A 22,393-nucleotide genomic window follows, 5' to 3' on the forward strand; every position below is an offset into this window, starting at 1 on the left:
CTGTCTGACCGGCTTTTTCAATTAAGCCAATCACTAGTGCGATAGGAATACGTGAATCTACCGGTGATTGACCCCCATGATCAACGCGCATATAAGACGGCCTCATTTCGAGAGGCGGCCAATCGGGTCGCCTTTTCTGTTTTTTACGAAAGGAAGTCGATCATGACGATTACCCCATTGATGCCTGTATATCCTCGGTGTGGTTTTCGTCCTGTCCGAGGTGAAGGCGCTTGGCTGATTTCCGAAGATGGTAGCCGCGCATTAGATTTTGCCAGCGGTATCGCGGTGAATATTTTAGGCCATGGTCATCCGCATTTGACCAAAGCGATACAAGATCAGGCCGCGACCTTGATGCATGTGTCGAACCTTTATGGCAGCCCGCAGGGTGAGAAATTTGCACAAAGGCTGGTTGATACCACCTTTGCCGATACCGTATTTTTCACCAATAGCGGAGCCGAAGCGGTTGAATGCGCGATAAAGACGGCGCGGGTCTATCACCAGTCGCAAGGTAGCGACCGGTTTGAAATCATCACGTTTAAAAATGCGTTTCATGGAAGGACAATGGCGACCATTTCTGCTTCGAACCAAGAGAAAATGCATCACGGATTTTCGCCGCTTCTCAATGGTTTTAAATATGTTGATTTTGATGATCTGGAAGGCGCAAAGGCCGCCATTGGTCCCAAGACGGCAGGTTTTATGGTAGAGCCTATTCAGGGCGAAGGCGGCGTTCGTCCTGCATCACAAGCCTTTATGAAGGGGCTTCGTGATCTGGCTGACGAGCATGACTTGCTGTTGATATTGGACGAAGTGCAATGCGGCGTCGCGCGGACCGGAGCGCTTTATGCGCACGAGCTTTACGGTATCACGCCCGATATTATCGCCAGTGCAAAAGGCATTGGCGGCGGCTTTCCTTTGGGTGCCTGCCTAGCAACGGAAAAAGCGGCACGCGGCATGGTTCCGGGCACACATGGCTCCACCTATGGCGGCAACCCGTTGGCCATGGCGGCGGGTAATGCCGTCTGGGATGTGGTCGCAAATGATGAATTTCTGGAACATGTCCGCAATATAGGCGATAAACTGCGCGCAGCGATTGAGCAGTTTATCGGTAACTATCCAGCCCTGTTTACCGGTGTGCGGGGGAAAGGCTTGATGCTGGGTATTACCATGACGCAGGAAACTCGTGATTTTGTCGCCCATTTGCGCGATAATCACGGGCTGCTGACGGTTGCTGCGGGGGATAATACATTGCGGATATTGCCGCCACTGAACATTGACGAAAGCCACGTCGCGACGTTTATCGAGAAACTGTCCGCTGGTGCGGCTGATTATGAGGCATCTGAAACATGACCCGGAATTTTCTGAACCTTTCTGATGCAGGTGGCAACGCCCTTGCTGCGATGCTCAATGATGCAATCGACCGCAAACAAGCGCGCAAGACTTGGCCGAAAGGGAAGGTGGATGCGGATGCGCCGCTCTCCGACCATGTTCTGGCGATGATCTTTGAAAAAAGCAGCACACGAACCCGTGTCTCTTTCGATATGGCGATACGCCAATTGGGTGGGACCAGCATTGTGATGGATAGCGGGTCCATGCAACTAGGGCGCGGTGAGACAGTGGATGACACGGCCAAAGTATTGTCGCGCATGTGCGATGCTATCATGATCCGTACAGACGATCATTCCAAAATCGAAGAACTAGCGGCTAATTCCAGCGTTCCGGTTATTAACGGATTGACCGATTTATCGCATCCTTGCCAGATTGTTGCCGATTTGCTGACGCTGATCGAGCATGGAAAGGCATTGCCCGGACTGGAAGTCGCATGGCTTGGTGACGGTAATAATGTTCTTAACAGCATTGTCGAAGCCGCGGGCCTGATGAAATTTAACGTCCGTATTGCTTGCCCGGAAGGTTATGATCCCGACCAGAATTTCATTGTGGCAGCGCAGGCAGCGGGCGCAAATGTCACGCTGTATCGTGATACGATGGAAGCGGCAGCCGGGGCCGATGTTATCGTGGCTGACACTTGGGTATCAATGGGCCAAGATCATGCCGATGCCAAGATCGAAGCAATGATGCCGTTTCAGGTCAATGATGTGATCATGGAGCAAGCTAAATCCGATGCGGTGTTCTTACATTGTCTTCCCGCCCATCGCGGCGAAGAAGTTATGCCGTCCGTTATCGATGGTCCGCAGTCGCTGGTTTGGGATGAAGCGGAAAACCGTATCCACGCCCAGAAATCGGTCCTGCTCTGGGCTTTTGGTCATATTTAATGGCCAGCAATCCAGATATTCCAACGCTGATTGACAAAAACCTGTCCTTTTCGATTCCTGCAAAACATTGCCGGGGCAGGGCGGTCCGATTGGGGCCATTGCTCGATGATATTTTGTCTGCGCATAATTATCCGCCGCAGATAAAGTCATTGCTGGCTGAGGCCGTATGCCTGACTTCTTTATTAGGTGCACTTCTTAAAGAGGAAGATGCGCAGCTGACATTGCAGGCCCAGACGGAAAGCGGTGTTATCAGCTTGCTGGCTTGTGATTATAAAGACGGCGACGTGCGTGGTTATGTGCAATTTGATGCCGAGCGCCTTGTGGCCCAACCGCTTGAGCCCAGCCTGATGGCTTTGTTCGGAAAGGGCTATCTCGCGATTACCTTTGACCATCCCGCGCCGCGTGGACGGTCGCAAGGCATTGTTCCCTTGGAAGGCGGTAGTCTTTCGGAAGCCGTGCAGAATTATTTCATGCAGTCGGAGCAGATACCGACCGTTATTCGCGTTGCGCTTGAAATAGAGGGTGACCGCACCATTGCGGGCGGATTGCTGGTGCAGCATCTGCCAGATGGCGAAGATGGTAAAGAACGCCTGCATGTCCGAATGAACCATCCCGAATGGGAGCATGTCGCGATCATGGGCAGCAGTGCCAAAGATGAGGAACTGGTGAATCCCGACTTGCCGCTAGAAGACTTATTGTGGCGGCTATTTAGTGAGAGCGACGAAGTGAGGGTTATGAGCGGTAAACCGTTGGTTAAGGGTTGCCGGTGTAATGAAGATCATATCCGGGACGTAATCGCACGTTTTCCGAAAGAGGATAAGGAAAATATGGTCGGGGACGATGGAACCATTTCCATTGATTGTGCGTTTTGTAGCAAGAAGTTCACTATCACCAGTGCAAGCTTAAATAATTGAATTTGGAAGAAAATTGCAGAAAAATTTGCACAGTCTGTCCAATTTATACAATTCACCGCCGCAATTCGGCGCGATATTGGCCATAATCTTTTGCTAGCTTAGCAGACTGGCGGTTTATCCGTATATTATCGACGAAAAAAAGGAACCTGAAAATGAAGGGCATCACATTGATCAAGACTGTCAGCGCATCGATTGCTGCAATCTTGACATTTTCTGTTTCGGCTCCGGCGCAGGCTCCTGAAATGGTACTTCTTGCTGGGTTGCAAAAAGGGGAATGGACGCTAAAAACGCGTGGTTCCGACGATGCCAGCAAGAAAATTTGCTTGGGTGATCCTACAAAATTGCTGCAAATTCAACATAATGGAACGACATGTTCACGTTATGTCATTCAAGATACGCCCACAAACTTACGCGTCAGCTATAAATGCGGAAGCGCAGACCATGGCGTGACGACGATCAAGCGCGAATCCAGTGGACTGGTGCAAATCCAGTCACAGGGCATCAAGGCCAATGCTCCATTTTCTTTCAATGTTGAGGGACGTCGTACCGGCCCTTGCTAAACTCATTTGCTTTGGATTTTGGCCGTTAGTAAAATGTTAATCATATCAGCCGTAAACAAAGAACATCATGTTTCGACATGACTTTCTTCTTTCGGGTTTGAACTAGAAACCCTACTGGGCCGCATTCCGATGGAATTGCGGCTCAATTTTTATAAATCCTAGCTGCTAGGACTTGCTTGTCGCCGCGAAGGGGATTAGCGGGGCGGGCATGTCTCAGGATCACAAAAAAGCTATAGTCCTCCTGTCGGGTGGACTCGATTCCATGGTATCTGCCGCCTTGGCGCGGGAACAGGGCTATGAAATTATCGCCCTGACTATTGACTATAACCAACGCCATAAAATCGAGCTTCAGTCTGCTGTGCGTATTGCAGAAAAACTCGATGTCAGTGAGCATATCGTCCTGCCGCTCGATCTCAGCCGTTTTGGCGGGTCTGCTTTGACAGATGATATTGATGTGCCCAAAACTGGTGTCACGGACGATATTCCTGTGACTTATGTGCCTGCGCGCAATCTAATTTTTCTCTCGCTAACCTTGGGATTAGCAGAGGCCCGCGATGCGAGGGATATTTTCATTGGCGTCAATGCGCTGGATTATTCCGGCTATCCCGATTGCCGCCCTGAATTTATCCAAGGGTTTGAAAGGCTCGCTGATCTTGCGACCAAGGCAGGGGATCAAGGCAGTGGTTTCACGATTCAAACGCCGCTCCAATATATGACGAAAGCGGATATTGCTAAGGAAGCGCAGCGACTGGACATTGATCCGGCGCTTAGCTGGTCCTGCTATGATCCAGCGGAAGGCGATTTGCATTGCGGCTATTGTGATAGTTGCCGCCTCCGTCAAAAGGGGTTTGAGGAAGCTGGAATAGTCGACCCCACCCGCTATGCCGTGACGTCATGAGCTACGCGGTCAAGGAAATGTTCGTGACGCTACAAGGCGAAGGTGTTCATGCTGGCCGCCGTGCAGTTTTCGCGCGGTTTGCCGGATGCAATCTTTGGTCGGGCCTCGAAAAAGACCGCGCGATGGCTGTCTGTCAGTTTTGTGATACGGATTTTATCGGGATGAACGGTGATGGCGGCGGGCGATTTCAGGATGCTGCGGCTTTTGCCGATGCGGTCGTGGCCCAATGGGGTGAGGGGGAGGCGGCACGCTTCGTCGTGCTCACGGGTGGAGAACCGATGCTGCAAGTGGATGATGCACTGATCCACGCACTCCACGAGGCAGGCTTTAAAATTGCAATTGAATCCAATGGGACACTCCCTGTGCCGCGGTCGATTGACTGGATTTGTATCAGCCCGAAAGCAGGCAGCGAAACGGTGCAACGCTCTGGCGATGAGCTTAAGCTGGTCTGGCCGCAATCGGGCAGCGATTGGGAAGCGATGCAGGATTGGGATTTTGCTAACCACTTGCTGCAGCCAATGGACGCGCGTCTCGATCAAGCCGCGAATGATGCCAATCTGGCGGAGGCGATTGCCTTTGTGCAATCCCATCCCCAGTGGCGCCTATCTCTGCAAACGCATAAGATTTTGGGCTTAGCCTAAGCCTTTATTCTTCGGTTTCGGATGATTGATCGGTTTCATCATCCGTATCATCGCTTTCGTTGTCCGATGTCTCGTCAGCGGATTTATCTTCCTCCACCATGTCGTCGCCGGTTTTAACGGCATCGACATCGACCATATCGTCGCTGATGGTACCATCAATCACGTCAACTTCGTCCATGCGGGTCTCGGTCACCACATTTTCTTCCGGTGCTGCCGGATCACTAGAACAAGCTGTCATAGAGAAAGCAAAAATAGCTAATGCGGAAGATTTGATCAATTGCGTCATTATTTTCCTAATCCTGTTTCTAGTCAATCGGAAGCATATCGCGTTACGCTTGTTTATCAATTGCCGCCAGAAAATCGGGGGCGTTTTTTTTAAGCGCCGTATCAAAATCATGCAATGTCGCCTCGATGCCCAATTGTTTCAGACTGGTCACCGGATATTCGCTGATACCGCAGGGAATAATACCGTTAAAATGGTTAAGGTCGGGATCGATATTGACGGAAAATCCGTGCATCGTCACCCATTTACGGATGCGAATGCCAATGGCTCCGATTTTTGCCTCTTTGCCCTGCGGCGTATCGCACCAGATTCCCACGCGGCCTTCTACGGCGCGGGCACTGACTCCGAATTCTGCTAAGGCTCGGATGACCCAATCTTCCAACGCGTGTACAAAGTTGCGGACATCGGCCTGCCGTTTTTTGAGGTTGAGCATGATGTAACCGACCCGCTGGCCGGGGCCGTGATAGGTATGCCGACCACCGCGACCGGTTTCGAAAACCGGAAATTCCTGACTGAGCAATTCGGCAGGATTAGAGCTGGTTCCTGCGGTATAAAGGGGCGGATGTTCCAGCAGCCAGATGAGTTCGGGCTCTTTGCCAAGATAAACAGCTAAATTGCGGTGCTCCATTTCAGCCAGAGCCTCGGGATAGGAAATTTTCGCATCGCTAGTGCGCCATTCAATGTCAGACAATTTGCTCATAAAATTCCCGTGCACAATTGCCGCGCCGGTGGCAAGAGTGCGCATAATGAAATCCAAACCCGAAAGTCAGGTGAATGAAGCTTAATTATATGGAATGCTGGAACGGCGCGATGGTAATTTTGCGTGACCACAAGGAAGCGATTCTGGCTATAGTGGGGGTTTTCGTGTTTCTGCCTACTTTGTTAATGGCGCAATTTGTCGGACAACCTCCTTTGGAAGGGGCCGCAGATTTAAATGCGATCACAGCCGCTTACTCCACATTTTTCTCGGAAAATGCTGTGCCGGTCATTTTGTCTAACCTGCTGATCAGCTTTGGCGGCTTCGCGATTTTTTTGACGGTCGCTCCGTCGCATAACGGGACGGTGGCGGAGAATTTAGGTACCGCGCGGCGCCTCTTCCTGATCTTTTTGGTTGCGAATATTCTTACTGGTTTGGTGACATTTGCGGGCTTGATGCTGTTGATCATCCCCGGCCTTTATGTCGCCTGCCGTTTGATCTTGGTACCGATTATCATTGCAGACCATGGCGAAAGAAATCCGATCACAGCGCTTAAGGAAAGCTGGAATAATACAATAGGCAATGGTTTTTCGATTCTTTTGCTTGTCCTCATGATCGCGATTCTCAGCGCCATAACCGTGGCCGTTATCCAGATGATCGTCGGAGTCGTAACCGGCCTTGCCACCGGCGGGGCAGGGTGGCCGCTGATCGATAATCTGGTTTCTGCACTAGGCGGTGCGGCTGTGCAGGTTTTGATTACGGTGATTATCGCGTCCATTTATTATGAACTAACCGGAAAAGGTTCGGAAGTCGACGAAGTTTTCCGCTGAGATATTCAGCTAAACGGCGGAATAATCGGAATATGGCGTCCCGCATCCATGGGCAGGTGGCCGCTCAGACGCGGGTCCGGATGGATATCAATTTGGCGCTTATAGGCGACGAAGCCGACATTTTGATAAAAAGCGGGTGCGCGCTGAGAATCATTAGTACAACTATGCAGCCACACCCGTTTGACGCCCGGTCGCCACGCGCGTTTGAGTGCTTCAGCCATTACGGAACGGCCCAAACCTTTGCCGTTCATTGCCGGTATTAAACCAAAATAGGCTATTTCACAATGTTCCGGATCACGGAAACTCAGCTCGACAAATCCGACAGTGTCTTCATCGTCTTTGACTTTGAATATCTCGGTTGCATCATCATAAAGTGCGGCTTCCAGCTCGCCATCCGTTTGCATTAGGCGCCCGAACCACAGCCAATCATCACCGACGGTATGAAATAATGCCCGATATTCGTTCAGATTCGGGTGTTCCCAGGTCGTAAAGGTCAAGTGCGAGGAATCTTCGAAACCAGATGGCTTCTGTAGCATTTCAAAATGGGTGATGACCACAGCAAGATTGCCATTAGGGACATCTATCTCGGTCATGCCTCCTATTATGTCCATTTCGCTTCTGGAGGCAGGCTCATCAATATCGCATCCACATTACCGCCGGTTTTCAAACCGAAAGTGGTGCCGCGATCATAGACAAGATTAAACTCCGCATAGCGGCCACGCCAGACCAGTTGCTGCTCTTTTTCATCATCGGTCCAGGGCAATCCCATCCGCCGCCGGACCAGTTTCGGGAAAACGTCCAGAAATGCCCGCCCAACGTCCTGCGTAAAGGCAAAATGCTTGTCAAAACTACTATCCGACTCGAGCTCAAGATGATCGTAAAAAATGCCGCCGACGCCGCGATGAACTTGCCGGTGGGGGATATAAAAATAGTCATCGGCCCATTTCTTATATTTGGCGTGATAGTCTGGATCATGCGAATCACAGGCCTGTTGCAGGCGGGCATGAAATTCTGCTGTATCTTCTTCATAGGGGATGGGCGGGTTAAGATCGGCACCTCCGCCAAACCAGCGCTTAGTGGTGCATAAAAATCGGGTGTTCATATGTACCGCGGGCACGTGGGGGTTCGCCATATGGGCGACGAGGCTAATACCTGTTGCGAAAAAATGCGGATTTTCAGCGGCTCCGTGAATCGATTTGGCGAATTCCTCGCTAAAGGTCCCATCGACCGTCGAGATATTAACGCCCGCTTTTTCAAAAACTTTGCCGTTAATCAGGCCGCGAACGCCGCCGCCGCCAGGGCTATCATCCGGATTTTTCCGGTCCCATGGTAGGTAATCAAAACGTGCATCACTACCCGCTTCGGCTTCAATTGCCTCAAACTCAGCGCATATATCGTCGCGCAATTTAGCGAACCATGTCTGTGCGCATGATTGTTGGTCATCGAGAGGATTGTCATTTTTGCGGATCGGAGGCTGTGCCGTCATTTGGAAAATTGTCCCGTTTGTTTGAGCGCTTCGCCGAGCGCCATGCCTGCAGAAACAGCAAGGTTCAATGAACGCATGCCGTTTTTCATCTTTATAGTGATTCGCTCGTCGGCGCGTTGATTGACATCAAGGGGCACGCCTGAACTTTCTGATCCAAATAACAATATGTCATCCGGTTCGAATATAAATTCATGATAAGCTGTTTCGGCCTTGCTGCTCAACAATATGATCCTGCTCGATTGGGAATCAACAAAAGTTAAAAATGCGTCCCAGTCTGTATGCCGCGTGAAATCGACATGGTCAAAATAGTCCATTCCTGCGCGTTTCAGGCTGCGATCGCTAAATGGAAATCCACAAGGCTCGATGATATCAACAGCTATGTCAAAGCACGCGCATGTCCTTAAAATCGTTCCTAAATTTCCGGCTATATCGGGTTGGTACAGGGCTACTCTCATCAGGTCTCCAGCATGGCGTTGTTTATAATGTTCGGTCAATCAAAAATTGACTGTTGGCAAACCATAGTCTTCGCGGCTATCAGGCGCGCAAATTGCTGCTGTTTGAAACTGATTGAGAGATTAGGTTCGATCTGGCAGACAGGGATACTAAACAAACTTAAGGGCAGGTTTGCATGGCAAGTGTTGATACCGCAGTTGAACCGAGTGATTCCGCTGTTTCGGAACCTGAAATTGGTGGCGTTCGTCGTCGAGATTTCATTAATATAGCAGCAGTGAGCTTCGGCGGCGTCGGCATCGTAGCTACCGTCTTTCCTCTGGTGAATCAGATGAACCCCAGCGCCGACGTTCTGGCGCTGTCATCGATTGAAGTTGATATTTCCGGAATCGAACCGGGGCAGGCGATTAAAACCAGCTGGCGCAAGCAGCCGATTTTCATTCGCAACCTTACGACTGCAGAAATTAACGCTGCTAATAAAGTCGACATATCAAGCCTTCGTGATCCGCAGACGCTAGCGGAACGGACACAGCCAGGCAAAGAAAACTGGCTGATTACGCTGGGTGTTTGTACCCATTTGGGCTGTGTGCCGCTTGGTGCCGCTCAGGGCGAAGTTAAGGGTGAATTTGGCGGCTATTTCTGCCCATGCCATGGTTCGCACTATGATACGGCAGGACGTGCTCGTAAAGGGCCGGCACCAGCCAATTTAGCAGTACCGGAATATAGTTTCCTCACAGATACCGTCGTGAAAATCGGGTAGGGGCAAGAATAATGAGTTTTCCTTGGGCAAATCAATATAAACCAACCACTGAATTTGGTCAGTGGATGGATGACAGACTTCCAATAGGCCGTATGGTCTATAACAGCCTTGGTGCTGGTTATCCGACACCCCGTAACTTGAACTATATGTGGAACTTCGGCTCGCTTGCTGGCGTTTTCTTGGTGGTCCAGATCGTTACCGGTATCATTTTGGCGATGCATTATGCTGCCAATGCGAACATCGCTTTTGATTCGGTCGAGCATATCATGCGCGACGTCAATAGTGGCTGGATGATCCGTTATGCTCACGCCAACGGTGCAAGCTTCTTCTTTATCGCCATTTATCTCCATATCGGACGCGGGCTATATTATGGCTCGTATAAAGCGCCTCGTGAGATGATCTGGCTGCTAGGCGTGGTTATTTATCTCCTCGCCATGGCGACTGCATTCATGGGTTATGTTCTCCCTTGGGGACAGATGAGCTTCTGGGGCGCGAAGGTGATTACCGGGCTGTTTGAGGCAATACCGGTGGTCGGTAAGCCGATCCAGGAATTGTTACTTGGTGGTTTTGCACCGGATAACGCGGCTTTGAACCGGTTTTTTTCACTCCACTATCTGTTGCCGTTCGTTATTGCTGGTGTCATCATCATGCATATCTGGGCGCTGCATATTCCGGGATCGAGCAATCCAACCGGCGTGAATGTGAAAGGACCACAGGACACCGTGCCTTTCCATCCTTTCTATACAGCGAAAGATGGCTGGTTCATTGGCCTTGCGTTAATGTTCTTCACCGCCCTAATGTTCTTCATGCCAAATGCTCTGGGTCATGCGGATAACTATATACCCGCTAACCCACTTTCCACACCGGCTCATATTGTTCCGGAATGGTATTTCTGGCCATGGTACGCAATCTTGCGCGCCTTCACCTTTGACTTCTTCTTCATTCCAGCGAAATTGCTGGGCGTGCTGGCGATGTTCTCTGCCATATTGGTATGGTTCTTCCTGCCTTGGCTGGACCAATCACCCGTTCGGTCCGGTGATTATCGTCCTCGGTTCAAGAAGTTCTTCTGGTTCGGTCTTATCCCATGTGTCGCCATTCTTGGTTATTGCGGCGGCGCACCGGCAGAAGAGCCTTTTGTGATGCTGGGTCAGTTTGCGGGCGGCTATTATTTCGCGCACTTCCTGATCATATTGCCATTGCTTTCTCGGTTGGAAAAACCAGAGCCGTTGCCGAATTCGATCACCGAATCGGTGACCGGCAAACCACTAAAACAAGCCAGCTAAGAAACAGGGATCTGAGTAATGGTAAGATTTTTCGGAATATTGATTGGGCTGTTCTTTGCTGGAATGCTGTTCTATTCATTTGGACGGGGCGCAGTGGAGTATATTTCCAATCCGCCCGTCGAAACTGTCGAACATGAATTTCACAAAGAGGCTAAAGAGGTATCATTCAAGAGTGATGGTCCTTTTGGGAAATTTGACAAACAACAGCTGCAACGTGGTTTTCAGGTTTTCAAAGAAGTTTGTTCTGCCTGCCACTCCATTCGTTTGGTTTCCTTCCGCAACTTGGAAGAGCTTGGCTATAACGAAGATGAAGTGAAGGCCATTGCCGCAAATTGGTCGATTGAATCTCCATCGATTGATCCAGACACCGGTGAAGCGGCAACTCGTCCTCCTATTCCTGCGGACAAGTTTCCTAAGCCTTTCGCCAATGATGTTGCGGCAGGTGCAGCTAATAATAATGCTATTCCGCCTGATCTTTCGCTGATCACCAAAGCACGGGAAGGCGGCGCAGCTTATGTTTATTCGCTGGTTTCCGGTTACAGCGACCCGCCTGCGAATTTGCCCGAAGCAAATCGTCCTGGAACAGGACTGCATTATAATCCTTATTTTGCGAACCTGAACCTTGCGATGGCCCCTCCGCTTACCGGTACTGATCAAGTGAGCTATTCAGACGGTACAAAGGCGACTGTGCCCCAGATGGCTGAGGATGTTTCTGCATTCCTGATCTGGACCGCCGAACCTTCGCTGATCAAACAGAAGCAAACCGGTTGGGCTGTTCTGGCTTTCCTGTTGATTGCAACAATCCTTGGGTTCTTGTCTTACAAGACAATCTGGGCGGATGTGAAAGCAGAGAAAAAGAAAAAAGAAGCGTAAGCGCTTCACATATATAGATTTTGAAAGGCCCGCCATTTGGTGGGCCTTTTTTTGTCTGCAGGTCGTGGATTTGAAAGTGGAGCGACATATGTCGATTGGCGGTCGGTTAGCCAGCGAGCCTTAATATTCGGGGAAATTTCCCGTTATTAGATGGTGAGCTAAGGAAATCGGACCGCCAAAATGAATGACACACTTGACCAAAAGGATATTGAACAAGACCAAGCTGTCTTTCGGGAGCCGCGGATACGCAAACTCGTCAAGATAACATTGTTTGTTGATAATACCGGGCCGCATGATTCATTTATCCGCAATATCTCCACATTCGGAATCCGCGCCACTTCACCAGTAAAGTTGCAGCGCGGGCAATCCATCGCGGTGACGAAGGAAGGCTACGGGAAAGTCCGTGGGACGGTGCGCTGGGTAACGGATAAAGAATTCGGCCTGCAATTTGATCAACCCATTGATATTGATCAATTCAATTTTGGATCGGAAAATCGCAAAGGACATTTTCTCTCGAAAAAAGACAATGGTCATGTATGGATAGGATTTGACAGGGCGGTGTCCACTAAACGGCCTGGCTTCAACAGAAAATAGCTGCGGCTTGCTCAGCTATCCAAGACCCCTTCCACAGCCTTCTTCCATCCGGCTAAACGGGTCTCGCGTTGTGAATTTATCATTGTGGTATGATAAATTTCTAGCCCCGATATCATCACCGACGCATCTTCCAGCGTGTCATATATTCCAGAACCAACGGCGGCGAGCATAGCAGCCCCCAGTGCAGTCGTTTCGAAAAATTCGGGCCGTTCGACGGGTATCTCCAATATGTCGGCAAGGTCCTGTACCATCCAATCATTGGCGACCATGCCTCCGTCAATCCGTAGGCTTTGCCAGTCCGTACCATCTGCGGAAAAAGCCGTTTTCAGATCATGGCATTGATGTGCCATTGCCTCTAGCGCTGCGCGCACGATATGCGCTTTAGTCGCGGAGAAGCTGAGACCGGAAATTGTCGCTGTTGCATCTGCTTTCCAGTGTGGAGCGCCCAATCCTGACAGGGCAGGAACGAGATAGACCCCACCATTATCCTCGACTGACCGCGCTAGTTCTTCGCTTTCACCGGCATAGGTGATCAAGCCGACATCATCACGCAGCCATTGTATCAGGCTGCCTGCAACAAAGACCGCCCCTTCCAGTGCATAAATACGCTTGCCATCTAATTGATATAATATGGTGGAAAGCAGGCGATGGTTTGATCGTGGCGGTGTGGCTCCGCTATTGGTCAGGATAAACGCGCCCGTGCCGAAAGTGGCTTTGGTTTGACCGACGGTTAGGCAACCTTGCCCGATAGTTGCGGCCTGCTGATCTCCGGCGGACCCACAAATGGCGATAGCGGTGCCGAATAAAGCCGCTGACGTCTTACCTAAATCTCCCGCGCAATCGACGATAGTGGGCAATGTCTTGCGCGGAATTTTGAACAGGCCCAATAGCTCATCATCCCAATTATTCCCGTCCAAGGTCACCAACATGGTGCGACTGGCATTGCTGGCATCGGTGATATGATGCCCACCCGTGAGGCGAAAAATAAGATAGGATTCAATTGTTCCGAAGGCCAGATTGTCACCGGCCGCAGCAGCCTCCGGTACGTTCTCCAACATCCATCCTATCTTACTGCCGGAGAAATAGGGGTCGAGTAATAGACCGGTTTTGGCTTGAACCATCGGCTCCAGCCCTTGGGCCCTTAAATTATCGCACATCGGAGCTGTGCGGCGATCCTGCCAGACAATGGCCTTGCTCAACGGTTCGCCGGTGCGTTTGTCCCAGACAACGACGGTTTCCCGCTGGTTGGTAATGCCAATGGCGGCAATTTTTTCTGCACCACCCGCTTTTTCGATTATCTTTCGGCAGCAGCGCAGGGTCTTGTCCCAAATCTCTGTTGCGTCATGTTCGACGAGACCGGCAGCGGGATAAAATTGCTGCAATTCCTCTTGTTGTGATGCTTGCAGTTTTCCATCGAAACCAAAAAGTATCGCACGTGTTGATGTCGTACCTTCGTCAATCACCAAAATATGTTGCGCGGCCATATGATCCCACTCCTTTGAGCTTGTACACGCTAATTTATCGCCTTCAAAAGGCAAGCGAAAGCGGAGTGGAGGCTTTGTGCAGATATAGATAACCCCCGGCGCCAGCAGTGGGAGCTGATACGCGCCGGGAGTCTTTTGACCTCGAAAAGCAGGACCAGATGCTTAGCGGATCAAACTAAGGACACCTTGTTGAGACTGGTTGGCCTGCGCGAGCATCGCGGTGGACGCCTGACTCAATATCTGGGCCTTGGCGAGCGCGGTGGTTTCGCCAGAGAAATCGACATCTTCAATGCGCGAACGCGATTCCGTGATGTTGGTCACGCGGCTCGTCAAATTGGCTACTGTCGTCTTCAACCGGTTTTGCGAGGAACCCAAAGCCGCCTGCGCGGTGGTTACCGTATCCATCGCGGTGTCGAGCGCCGTTAGAGCCGCAGTAGCCCCTGCTTCCGTGCTAATATCAAGCGTATCGACGCCTAAAGTGGCTGCCGTAACATCGGTCAAAGTGATAACGACGGTTTCACCGGCAGCGGAACCTGTCTGGATATTGACAGTAGGGGAACTGCCATCCAGTAAAGCGACATTATTAAATTCTGTCCGCGATGCAACATCACCAATCTGGGCAATAAGAGCGGTTACTTCGGTTTGCAGATTGGTGCGATCCCCCGCTGAAAGCGTTCCGTTGGCAGACTGGACAGACAATTCACGCATACGTTGCAGCATGTTGTTAATCTCACCCATGGCGCTTTCGGCGGTCTGGGTCAGTGATATACCATCATTGGCATTGCGGGTCGCCATGTTGAGTCCGCGAATATCGGATGTCATTCGTGTGGAGATGGCAAGGCCCGCAGCATCATCGCTGGCGCTGTTGATACGGCGACCCGTTGATAAACGTTCGATTGATCGCGCTAGGCTTGCGTCCGCTTGATTGGCAGCATGGTTGGTGCGCATTGCGGCAACATTGGTTCCGATAATTGTCATATATTCTTCCTTTCAAAAGCGAATGAGTCACCAACGAAACGGACGGTGGCGGTCTCATCCCACAAAAACGGATTGGGTCGGAATTGGTTTAGCGGAGAATTTGGCGCGCCATTAAAATGGCGGTGCGTCAGTGATTTGGCGAACCCGAGTCAGAAAATTGGCTCTCTATAGATCCACGATATGTAACTAACTGAAAAATATAGAAAATATAAAATTCCCTAAACTGGCACAGCATTTGCGAACTGTAAGATGAGCCGCGATCTCCCTTTATTTACGCGGCTTTTCAGGACCAGAAATTGGGGAAGATGATGACCAAAATATTATCAAGCGATGTTCGCCGGACAGGTCTTAGGCCAATTAAAAATTGGCTGGGATGTCTTCGGTTACCCATTGTGTCTACGGGACAATATGCGCGCCAAATTTATTCCCACACAGGTGCGGATATTAAACGTGGAGGCAATGGGGCCAAATGTCGCGAGTCTATCATTAACCCTATTTCGCGTTCCTCCCGTCTGGTCCGGGAGAGCAATGGTCACCCGCTGCGCATTGATCCGGGTTTACTACTAACCCCACCGGTGCCGGAACAATGTGCAGCGGAATTGACCGATAGGAAAAGCGCATGAATATCATCAATAGCTCCCAAGTCATGGCGATGCGCGAGAATATAATCGCGCAAAACGAGGCGCTTAAAAAAGCGGCATCTATTGCCGTCAATAATGTCGCCCCGCCACAACCCGAATTTGGTGCTGCATTGGCATCGGCCTTTGCCCAGATCAGCGAAACACAGCATGCCGCCGGAGATTTCGCCCGGGATTATACGATGGGAAAAACCAACGATATTGCGGGCGTGATGATGGCCAAGCAAAAGGCGTCACTCGGTTTCGAGCTGACACTGCAAGTCCGGAACAAGCTGATGAACGCCTATCAAGACATCATGACCATGCCGGTCTGATATGAACGAACTGAGCCTCACCGCAGATCAGCAGGTCAGCGAACCCATACGCGATCTAACGCCCGCAATCCCTATGCATGGCACCAAGCAGGATTTTGTCGCCAATGCCAATTGGCGTAACCGTTTGCGTGCAGCGGTCCGGCAACCGGCGGTTGTACGTGCGCTTCCCTTGTTGGGCTTGCTTGCTGTCGCGGTGCTTGCGGGTAGCTTGTGGTTGGCACTGCGCGAACCGCCCCAGCGTGATTTATTCCGCGCTTTGCCTGATTCCGACAAGGCCGCCGTTGCCGAGGCACTTCAACAGGCAAATATCGGTTATAATATTGATAACGCAACGGGCGCGCTGACGGTTTCGGAAGATGATTATCATCAGGCCAAATTATCCCTGTCGGCGCAAGGCCTGCCCAAATCGGCACCGGATGGAGACAGCCTTATTTCCGCCATGCCGATGGGAGCGAGCCGGGCAGTAGAAAATGAAAAATTGCGCAGCGCACGGGAACTGGATTTGGCCCGTACAATAGAGGCCATAGATACGGTCATTTCGGCCCGCGTGCATCTTGCAGTCGAAGCACCCAGCATATTTGTGCGAGACCGGTCACAGCCGTCCGCGTCGGTTATGCTCAACCTCGTTGGCGGACAAATTCTCTCGGACGCACAGGTACAATCGATCACCCATCTCGTGGCAAGTTCTGTCCCCGGCCTTTCGCCCGATGCCGTTAGCATCGTGGACCAGAACGGACGGTTGATGTCAGGCACTGGCGGTAATAGTTCTACAGATCAGGCGGAGCAGCATCTGATGGTGCAATCCCGGATCGAGGACCGCTATCGCCGTACGATCGTATCTTTGCTGACCCCCATGTTAGGGGCTGATAATTTTACCACTGAAGTGACGGCCGACATTGATTTTTCCGAAAATCAGGCAACCCGGGAAAGCTTTCCCGAGAAAGATGCGCGGATCGGGTCAGAAGAAGGAAGCTGGTCGAACGAACCCGGCGAGAAAGCAAGCTATGGCATTCCCGGCGCTTTGGCTAACCGCCCGCCAGAAGACGCAACGTTGAGCGACGAATTTAATGGTAATGATGGTCAGGAAGAGAAAAAGAATAGCAGCCGGACGTCAGAGAATTTTGCCCGCCAGTTTAAATTAGGCAGCGAAATATCGGTGACGAAAGAACCATCCGGCTCGCTCAGCCGATTGTCGGTCGCCGTTGCGCTGCGCTCTCCTATGGGAAAAAAACAGCGTTCGAAGGAAGAGCTGGCAGCCATTGCGGCACTGGTAAAGGGTGCTGTGGGGTTTCAGGCGGTACGAGGCGACGTCGTGGCGATTGAGGCGCGCGAATTCATAACTGTGGAAGAAACTGTGGAAAACTGGTGGGAAGCTAGATGGGTTTCATTGCTCGTCCGCAATCTATCGGCGCTGTTGGTTGCGCTGGCTTTGATCTTCGGAATGGGTCGACCCTTGTTGAAGAAAATTCGCTCTGACCGGGCAAAGCTGTCCAGCGGAGCAGCATCGGGGCTGGCATCCGATATTGATCAGGAAATTGGTCGGTCCGGCGTAGTTGGCAAAGAGCCGGTTCGCCCGGTCTCCCTCGATATGATCAGTTCGGCAAACGGCTATTCAGAGCGCGCGGCGCTCATCCAGAATTTTGTCCGGCAAAATCCCGACCATGCCGCGCTGACCGTGCAAGAATTGCTGGCCGACGCGCCGTTGGATGCGGAGCCCGTCAATGGTTGATGGCGTGACCGATAATGGGGCTAATACCGTGCCTAATAATGGAACAGCAAAAAACGCTTTGCTTGTTGTTGAATCTAGCGTCGACGAACATCTGTCGGGCCGCGAAACGGCCGCGATATTATTGATGATTTTCGGAGAAGACGAAGCCGCGGATATACTAACAAGGCTCCAGCCCGCAGAAGTGCAAAGCCTGGGCGAAGCGATGTTTGCGATCCGCAATGTCAGCGAAGAAGATGTGAATCTGGTCTTTGATCGTTTCGTCGAAAGAGCCCGCAGCCGTACGACAATCGGCTATCGCGCAGACCGGCAGATCAAGGGCATGTTCGACAAGGCGCTGGGGACCAATCGCGCTGCGACCATGCTTTCGCGGATTATCCCGCAAAAGGAACATGTTCAATTTGACCAGCTTAAATGGATGTCGGCCGATGAAATAGCGACAATGATTGCCGAGGAACATCCCCAGATGATGGCGGTGGTTCTATCCTTTCTCGACCCGGAAATGGCCGGTGATACGCTTCAGCGGCTGCCTGTCGATATTCAGGATGATGTTATTTTTCGCGTCGCTACCATGGGTTCTATCCCGGCGGCTGCCTTTGCAGATATCGAAACCTTATTATCCCGTCAGGTGCAAAAGCCGGACGTCGTGATCTGTCCGAAAACAGGCGGGACAAGCGAAGCCGCAGCGATCATGAATAATGTCGAAAAACAGGCCGAGCGGCGCATCATTAAAGCATTGGCGAAACGCGATAAAGCCATTGCGCGGGTCATCGAAGAAGAGATGTTTGTCTTTACGGACCTTATTGATCTCGAAGATAAAAGTCTGGGTACGATTATTCGGTCCATCGACAATGCCATGCTTGTTTTGGCACTAAAGGGCGCGACTGCGGATCTTGCCGTGAAGATGTTCAGTTGCATGTCAAAACGCGCGGCGCAATCGATACAGGATGAAATTGCCGAAATGGCCCCAGTCTCAAAAGAAGATGTGATTGCTGCCCAAAAGGATATCGTCGCTCAGGCGCGGATATTGGCGGAAGAGGGCAAAATAGTGTTGGGAGGACAGGGTGATGAATTTGTCTAACCAAGGGTTCTCACCGCTGGATGATAGCATATCCGTTTTCATACCCAGCCCTTTCCGGTTTGAGGATACGGGTTTCCTTCCCAAATATACTGCGAATTTGGAGCTTAGAACAAATGCGATAGAACCGGATGATAGGGATGAGAATATTGCGTCACCCGATGACGCGTTAAACCAGAGAATATCCGATGCTTATACACAAGGCTATCTCAACGGACAGCAGGCAGCGATGGTCCACGCGGACGAACATCTGCAACGGGAAGATGGCTTGGCTGAAGCCCTAAACCGGTTGAAAACCAGCGACGATAAAATGCTCACAAAAAAGCTTTTGGAAGCGGTCTTGTCCCTGTTTCAAGAGGCCGTTGGCAACGCAAAAATTGACAGAATATTTCTGGAGCAGAGATGCCAAGCCGCGTTGGATATGCTGAAAGGGGACACTGTTGGAGCCTGCCTGCATGTCGCCGAAAGCGATGCCAAAATATTGCAGGGCTATGATTGCGATATCCCGATCATAGCCACATCTGAATTACTCCCCGGTGCTGTGCAGCTCGTCTATCCTTCGGGGCAAATTATATCCGGTAGCCTGCCTATGGTGCAAGCGTTGGAAAGTCGGATTATATCGGCGGGGAATCCATCATGTTAAATTTGGATTACGATCGGCTTTCCCGGATATTGATCGAGACCGGAACAATTACCGCGGCCCCCGAAAAATGGGGAAGAGTGAAGGCTTGTTCCGCCGGTTTAATCCATGTGAGCGGATTTGATTATCCGATTGGCTTCGGTGCAGCCATAACGTTGGCAGATGGGCGAGACATCGGTGCGGAAGTGGTCGGTTTTGACGGCGGCATGACGACGCTTGCCCCGTTTGACGAACATGCCGCAATACGGATGGATGCTGTCGTGAAGCCTAGATTGGATAGCGCGCAAGTGGATGTTGGTCCGATGCTGGTCGGGCGGATCATTGATCCCTTGGGACATCCACTTGATGGCAAGGGGCCAGTAGGTTCTGGCGCTCAATGGCCGCTGTCGGGCAAAAAGGCCAATATTCTCCATAGAGGCCGGATCACCGAGCCGTTGGATGTCGGGGTTCAGGCGATTAACGCCCTTCTTCCCATCGGATGTGGGCAGCGCGTCGCGTTGATCGCTGGATCTGGCGTCGGGAAAACCGTGTTGATGCGGCAGCTTGTATCCGGCACGCAGGCGGATATTATCGTGGTCGGATTAATTGGCGAACGGGCCCGTGAACTGAGCGATTTTGTTGCCGCGAGTCAGGATGTCGGAATAGCAGGCAAAATGATCACGGTGGCCGTTCCCGCAGATCATAGCCCGATATTGCGGATAAAAGCGGCGCGGCGTGCGGCTGCCATTGCGGAATATTTTCGAAGCCAGGGCAAAAGCGTTTTGCTGATGATCGACAGCTTGACCCGCATTGCGCATGCCCAGCGAGAAATTGGGCTCGCCGCTGGAGAGCCACCGACTGCAAAAGGCTATCCTCCCAGCGCGATTGCATTGATCCCGCAGCTTTTGGAGCGTGCCGGACCGGACTCGGAAACGGGTGGTTTTATCACAGCCTTTTACACGGTGCTTGCCGACGGCGATGATCTTGACGATCCGATCGTCGATGCCGCGCGCGCCATTGCAGATGGGCATATTATATTGTCGAGAGAATTGGCCGAGCAGGGTGTGTTTCCAGCCATAGATATCGGGAAATCCGTTAGCCGGGTAGCGCAGGATATTATCGGGGGGCAGCATGCGATAGCGCTGCAAAATTTCCGGTCCTTGTGGAGCCGTTACGCGGAAAATCGCGATCTGATTACTATGGGTGCCTATCGCGCCGGAAGCGATGAACATCTGGATCAGGCCATTGTGAGACGCGCTGACCAGCTATGTTTTCTAAAACAACAGGTAGACGAGAAAATCGGCCTTGGCGTTTCGATCCAAAACCTTGTGCAGGAGTTTGGCGAATGAGCAAGAATATAGACAGCCAAAAGCGGCTTTTGAACATTTGTAAATTGCAGCAAAAATTGGCGCAGCGTGACTATCTGGGTGCGGAAAAAAATATCGCGAGGCTGGAAATATCACGGGACCAGCTTGATGTGATGGCGGACCAAATGCTGGAAAACCGAGGCGCTATGCACGCAGCATTGCTGTCCGCGAAGCTTGAATTTGGGCATCGTTTGATCCGGCTTGCGGGTCTTCAACAAGTCAAAATTGTGCAAGGCCGGCAGGCGGCCATCCGGTTGCAGTCGGCGGCTCGCTTAACCGCGCGAAGGGTGGAGCGGGTGGAGCAGGATTTCCGAAAAGCAAAAAAACAGGCAGAAAACGGCGATCCCGGGAAACGGTTTGGATTTTTGAACCATGTTCGTCCGGGGCAAAAATTGAGGAAAGGAATTATGCTATGAATAGCATTATTCATTTGGCATTGCCTATCGATTCTAGTCCCATCAAGCAGCCTTTGGAAAGCATGTCGGGCTTGATTACAGGTGATCAGTTTATATCGGATTTTGTGGATGCTTTCGCATCTATGGAGGGTGACGAGATAGAAGCCGCCATTTCCGATAGCCCGGATTCAGACGAAGAGAAGCCGGAGATATCCGAATTGGAGACAATCGAATCGGAGCCATTTCAGATCGGGTTTCCAAAGTCCGACGGAATTGAAATTCCCATAGCCGAAAACGCGGAATTTATCGGGGTGGTTTGGCCCCAGAATATGGAACCACAGACAGAAGAAACGCCGCCTTCTGATGAAGCCACCCAAAAGTCCAATATGATTTCACGCGGTGTCATAGCCGCGGAAATAGGGGCAGAGCCCTTACAGGTGGACGGTGTGAAAGCCGGTCCGGTGATGAACGGCAAGGCGCAGCTACCCATGCTGCCTTCCCCAGATCGTCTGGACAAGGATGCTTTTCGACCAATTCAGGAAAAGGCAATCGCGACCGTTGACGAGGAGAATTCGGAAGTTGTATTTTCGCGGCCAAACGAAAAAGTGCCGGAGAGGGCAAGCGGTTCGGTGGAAGGGCGCGTGCCATCTTCTGAAGCGCCCCAACAGATTTCCCAAGCGCGACCCACCGGTGACGTTGCGCCAATATCAGCGGCCGCGCCAACCGTGAATATGGTGCCACTGGCAGCTCCGCCCATAACAGTCTTGGCGAACTCAGCGCCCACAACTTCTACGACTCCTGTCTTGAATGTCGAGGAAGACCCGCAATGGGTTTCCCGATTGGTTCAGGACTTGGGACAAATATCAGGCGATAAATCGACGCTGACCTTCCAGTTAAAACCGCAGCATCTGGGTAAGTTGCATGTGGAGATTTCAACCGATCCAACCGGAGACATAGTCCGACTGGAAACCGAGAGCGAAAATGCAAAGACATGGATCATCGGATCGCAGGTCCGGCTGGAGCATGACATCCGGTTGTCGGGAATGAAACTGGCGCGGGTCGATGTCGCTCTGCACGATAATGCGGGGACGCATTCGGACCAGCGCGGTTCGGGCGCACAGGAGCGCGGGACGGAATCGGGGCGGGATCGAAACAATTATTTTCAGGAGCATTCGCCGCAACAGAGTTTATCTGCGAAAAACGAGGCTGCGGAAAATCGCGGCGAAACCGGCGCGCGATACGCCTGAACCAGCAC

25 protein-coding genes are annotated in these 22,393 nt (G+C 51.5%); 18 read left to right on the forward strand and 7 right to left on the reverse strand.

The annotated features are described in order from the left end of the window. Window positions 1-162: 162 nt before the first annotated feature. The 6 genes from V7676_RS09770 (at window position 163) to queE (ending at window position 5,283) form a co-directional block, all read left to right on the forward strand. Window positions 163-1,347: an aspartate aminotransferase family protein gene (locus V7676_RS09770; RefSeq protein ID WP_335659494.1), complete on the forward strand. Its 1,185-nt coding sequence runs from the start codon at window positions 163-165 to the stop codon at window positions 1,345-1,347. After that, window positions 1,344-2,270 (forward strand): ornithine carbamoyltransferase, encoded by a 927-nt coding sequence (gene argF / locus V7676_RS09775; RefSeq protein WP_335659495.1) that lies wholly within the window; start codon window positions 1,344-1,346, stop codon window positions 2,268-2,270. The genes V7676_RS09770 and argF overlap by 4 nt, the downstream gene beginning before the upstream one ends. Then, window positions 2,270-3,184, forward strand: coding sequence for an Hsp33 family molecular chaperone HslO (hslO, locus tag V7676_RS09780; RefSeq protein ID WP_335659496.1), 915 nt, complete (start codon window positions 2,270-2,272; stop codon window positions 3,182-3,184). The genes argF and hslO overlap by 1 nt, the downstream gene beginning before the upstream one ends. Window positions 3,185-3,336: 152 nt before the next feature. After that, window positions 3,337-3,744 (forward strand): hypothetical protein, encoded by a 408-nt coding sequence (locus V7676_RS09785; protein ID WP_335659497.1) that lies wholly within the window; start codon window positions 3,337-3,339, stop codon window positions 3,742-3,744. 208 nt (window positions 3,745-3,952) lie between these two features. Continuing rightward, window positions 3,953-4,642, forward strand: a complete 690-nt coding sequence (gene queC, locus V7676_RS09790) for a 7-cyano-7-deazaguanine synthase QueC (protein ID WP_335659498.1) — start codon at window positions 3,953-3,955, stop codon at window positions 4,640-4,642. After that, window positions 4,639-5,283 (forward strand): 7-carboxy-7-deazaguanine synthase, encoded by a 645-nt coding sequence (gene queE, locus V7676_RS09795; protein WP_335659499.1) that lies wholly within the window; start codon window positions 4,639-4,641, stop codon window positions 5,281-5,283. The genes queC and queE overlap by 4 nt, the downstream gene beginning before the upstream one ends. A 4-nt stretch (window positions 5,284-5,287) precedes the next feature. On the opposite strand, the gene V7676_RS09800 is transcribed toward queE, so the two are convergent. Further along, window positions 5,288-5,569, reverse strand: a complete 282-nt coding sequence (locus V7676_RS09800; RefSeq protein ID WP_335659500.1) for a hypothetical protein — start codon at window positions 5,567-5,569, stop codon at window positions 5,288-5,290. A gap of 43 nt (window positions 5,570-5,612) precedes the next feature. After that, complete coding sequence (gene lipB, locus V7676_RS09805) at window positions 5,613-6,266, reverse strand: lipoyl(octanoyl) transferase LipB (RefSeq protein WP_335659501.1); 654 nt, start codon at window positions 6,264-6,266, stop codon at window positions 5,613-5,615. A gap of 74 nt (window positions 6,267-6,340) precedes the next feature. Between lipB and V7676_RS09810 the strand changes: the two genes are divergently transcribed. Then, window positions 6,341-7,093, forward strand: a complete 753-nt coding sequence (locus V7676_RS09810; RefSeq protein ID WP_335659502.1) for a hypothetical protein — start codon at window positions 6,341-6,343, stop codon at window positions 7,091-7,093. Window positions 7,094-7,098: 5 nt separating this feature from the next. Here V7676_RS09810 and V7676_RS09815 read toward each other — a convergent pair whose 3' ends face one another. The 3 genes from V7676_RS09815 to V7676_RS09825 are packed head-to-tail and all read right to left on the reverse strand — an operon-like array spanning window position 7,099 to window position 9,034. After that, window positions 7,099-7,686 carry a GNAT family N-acetyltransferase gene (locus tag V7676_RS09815; RefSeq protein ID WP_335659503.1) on the reverse strand — a complete coding sequence of 196 codons (588 nt, stop codon included), beginning with the start codon at window positions 7,684-7,686 and terminating at the stop codon, window positions 7,099-7,101. 8 nt (window positions 7,687-7,694) lie between these two features. Further along, entirely contained in the window at window positions 7,695-8,579 is an 885-nt protein-coding gene (gene hemF / locus V7676_RS09820) for an oxygen-dependent coproporphyrinogen oxidase (RefSeq protein WP_335659504.1), read from the reverse strand. Next, window positions 8,576-9,034 (reverse strand): tRNA (cytidine(34)-2'-O)-methyltransferase, encoded by a 459-nt coding sequence (locus V7676_RS09825; RefSeq protein ID WP_335659505.1) that lies wholly within the window; start codon window positions 9,032-9,034, stop codon window positions 8,576-8,578. The genes hemF and V7676_RS09825 overlap by 4 nt, the downstream gene beginning before the upstream one ends. Before the next feature lie 173 nt (window positions 9,035-9,207). Here V7676_RS09825 and petA point away from each other — a divergent pair, with 173 nt between their 5' ends. The 4 genes from petA to V7676_RS09845 all read left to right on the forward strand — a co-directional run bounded on the left by petA (window position 9,208) and on the right by V7676_RS09845 (window position 12,539). Continuing rightward, window positions 9,208-9,789, forward strand: a complete 582-nt coding sequence (gene petA, locus V7676_RS09830; protein ID WP_335659506.1) for a ubiquinol-cytochrome c reductase iron-sulfur subunit — start codon at window positions 9,208-9,210, stop codon at window positions 9,787-9,789. A gap of 11 nt (window positions 9,790-9,800) precedes the next feature. Next, window positions 9,801-11,072 carry a cytochrome b gene (locus V7676_RS09835; protein WP_335659507.1) on the forward strand — a complete coding sequence of 424 codons (1,272 nt, stop codon included), beginning with the start codon at window positions 9,801-9,803 and terminating at the stop codon, window positions 11,070-11,072. Between the two features lie 18 nt (window positions 11,073-11,090). After that, on the forward strand, window positions 11,091-11,945 hold the full coding sequence (locus tag V7676_RS09840) for a cytochrome c1 (protein WP_335659508.1): 855 nt from the start codon (window positions 11,091-11,093) through the stop codon (window positions 11,943-11,945). A gap of 180 nt (window positions 11,946-12,125) precedes the next feature. Next, window positions 12,126-12,539 (forward strand): PilZ domain-containing protein, encoded by a 414-nt coding sequence (locus tag V7676_RS09845; RefSeq protein ID WP_335659509.1) that lies wholly within the window; start codon window positions 12,126-12,128, stop codon window positions 12,537-12,539. A gap of 11 nt (window positions 12,540-12,550) precedes the next feature. Here V7676_RS09845 and glpK read toward each other — a convergent pair whose 3' ends face one another. Then, a complete protein-coding gene (gene glpK / locus V7676_RS09850; protein ID WP_335659510.1) occupies window positions 12,551-14,023 on the reverse strand; it encodes a glycerol kinase GlpK in 1,473 nt (490 codons plus the stop codon). Between the two features lie 162 nt (window positions 14,024-14,185). Further along, window positions 14,186-15,001 (reverse strand): flagellin N-terminal helical domain-containing protein, encoded by an 816-nt coding sequence (locus V7676_RS09855; RefSeq protein WP_335659511.1) that lies wholly within the window; start codon window positions 14,999-15,001, stop codon window positions 14,186-14,188. Window positions 15,002-15,620: 619 nt separating this feature from the next. Here V7676_RS09855 and fliE point away from each other — a divergent pair. The 7 genes from fliE to V7676_RS09890 are packed head-to-tail and all read left to right on the forward strand — an operon-like array spanning window position 15,621 to window position 22,385. Next, window positions 15,621-15,953: a flagellar hook-basal body complex protein FliE gene (fliE, locus tag V7676_RS09860; RefSeq protein WP_335659512.1), complete on the forward strand. Its 333-nt coding sequence runs from the start codon at window positions 15,621-15,623 to the stop codon at window positions 15,951-15,953. 1 nt (window position 15,954) lies between these two features. Beyond that, the gene (gene fliF, locus V7676_RS09865) at window positions 15,955-17,682 is read left to right on the forward strand and encodes a flagellar basal-body MS-ring/collar protein FliF (RefSeq protein WP_335659513.1); all 1,728 of its coding nucleotides are present in this window, start codon (window positions 15,955-15,957) and stop codon (window positions 17,680-17,682) included. Beyond that, window positions 17,675-18,760: a flagellar motor switch protein FliG gene (fliG, locus tag V7676_RS09870; protein WP_335659514.1), complete on the forward strand. Its 1,086-nt coding sequence runs from the start codon at window positions 17,675-17,677 to the stop codon at window positions 18,758-18,760. The genes fliF and fliG overlap by 8 nt, the downstream gene beginning before the upstream one ends. Then, the gene (locus V7676_RS09875) at window positions 18,747-19,400 is read left to right on the forward strand and encodes a hypothetical protein (RefSeq protein ID WP_335659515.1); all 654 of its coding nucleotides are present in this window, start codon (window positions 18,747-18,749) and stop codon (window positions 19,398-19,400) included. Before fliG ends, V7676_RS09875 begins: the two co-directional genes overlap by 14 nt. Continuing rightward, complete coding sequence (locus V7676_RS09880; RefSeq protein ID WP_335659516.1) at window positions 19,394-20,725, forward strand: FliI/YscN family ATPase; 1,332 nt, start codon at window positions 19,394-19,396, stop codon at window positions 20,723-20,725. The genes V7676_RS09875 and V7676_RS09880 overlap by 7 nt, the downstream gene beginning before the upstream one ends. Next, the gene (locus V7676_RS09885; RefSeq protein ID WP_335659517.1) at window positions 20,722-21,159 is read left to right on the forward strand and encodes a hypothetical protein; all 438 of its coding nucleotides are present in this window, start codon (window positions 20,722-20,724) and stop codon (window positions 21,157-21,159) included. Before V7676_RS09880 ends, V7676_RS09885 begins: the two co-directional genes overlap by 4 nt. Beyond that, window positions 21,156-22,385, forward strand: coding sequence for a flagellar hook-length control protein FliK (locus V7676_RS09890; protein WP_335659518.1), 1,230 nt, complete (start codon window positions 21,156-21,158; stop codon window positions 22,383-22,385). The genes V7676_RS09885 and V7676_RS09890 overlap by 4 nt, the downstream gene beginning before the upstream one ends. Window positions 22,386-22,393 lie beyond the last annotated feature (8 nt).

It is taken from the genome of Parasphingorhabdus sp., from assembly GCF_036963805.1.
Taxonomy (GTDB): Bacteria; Pseudomonadota; Alphaproteobacteria; order Sphingomonadales; family Sphingomonadaceae; genus Parasphingorhabdus.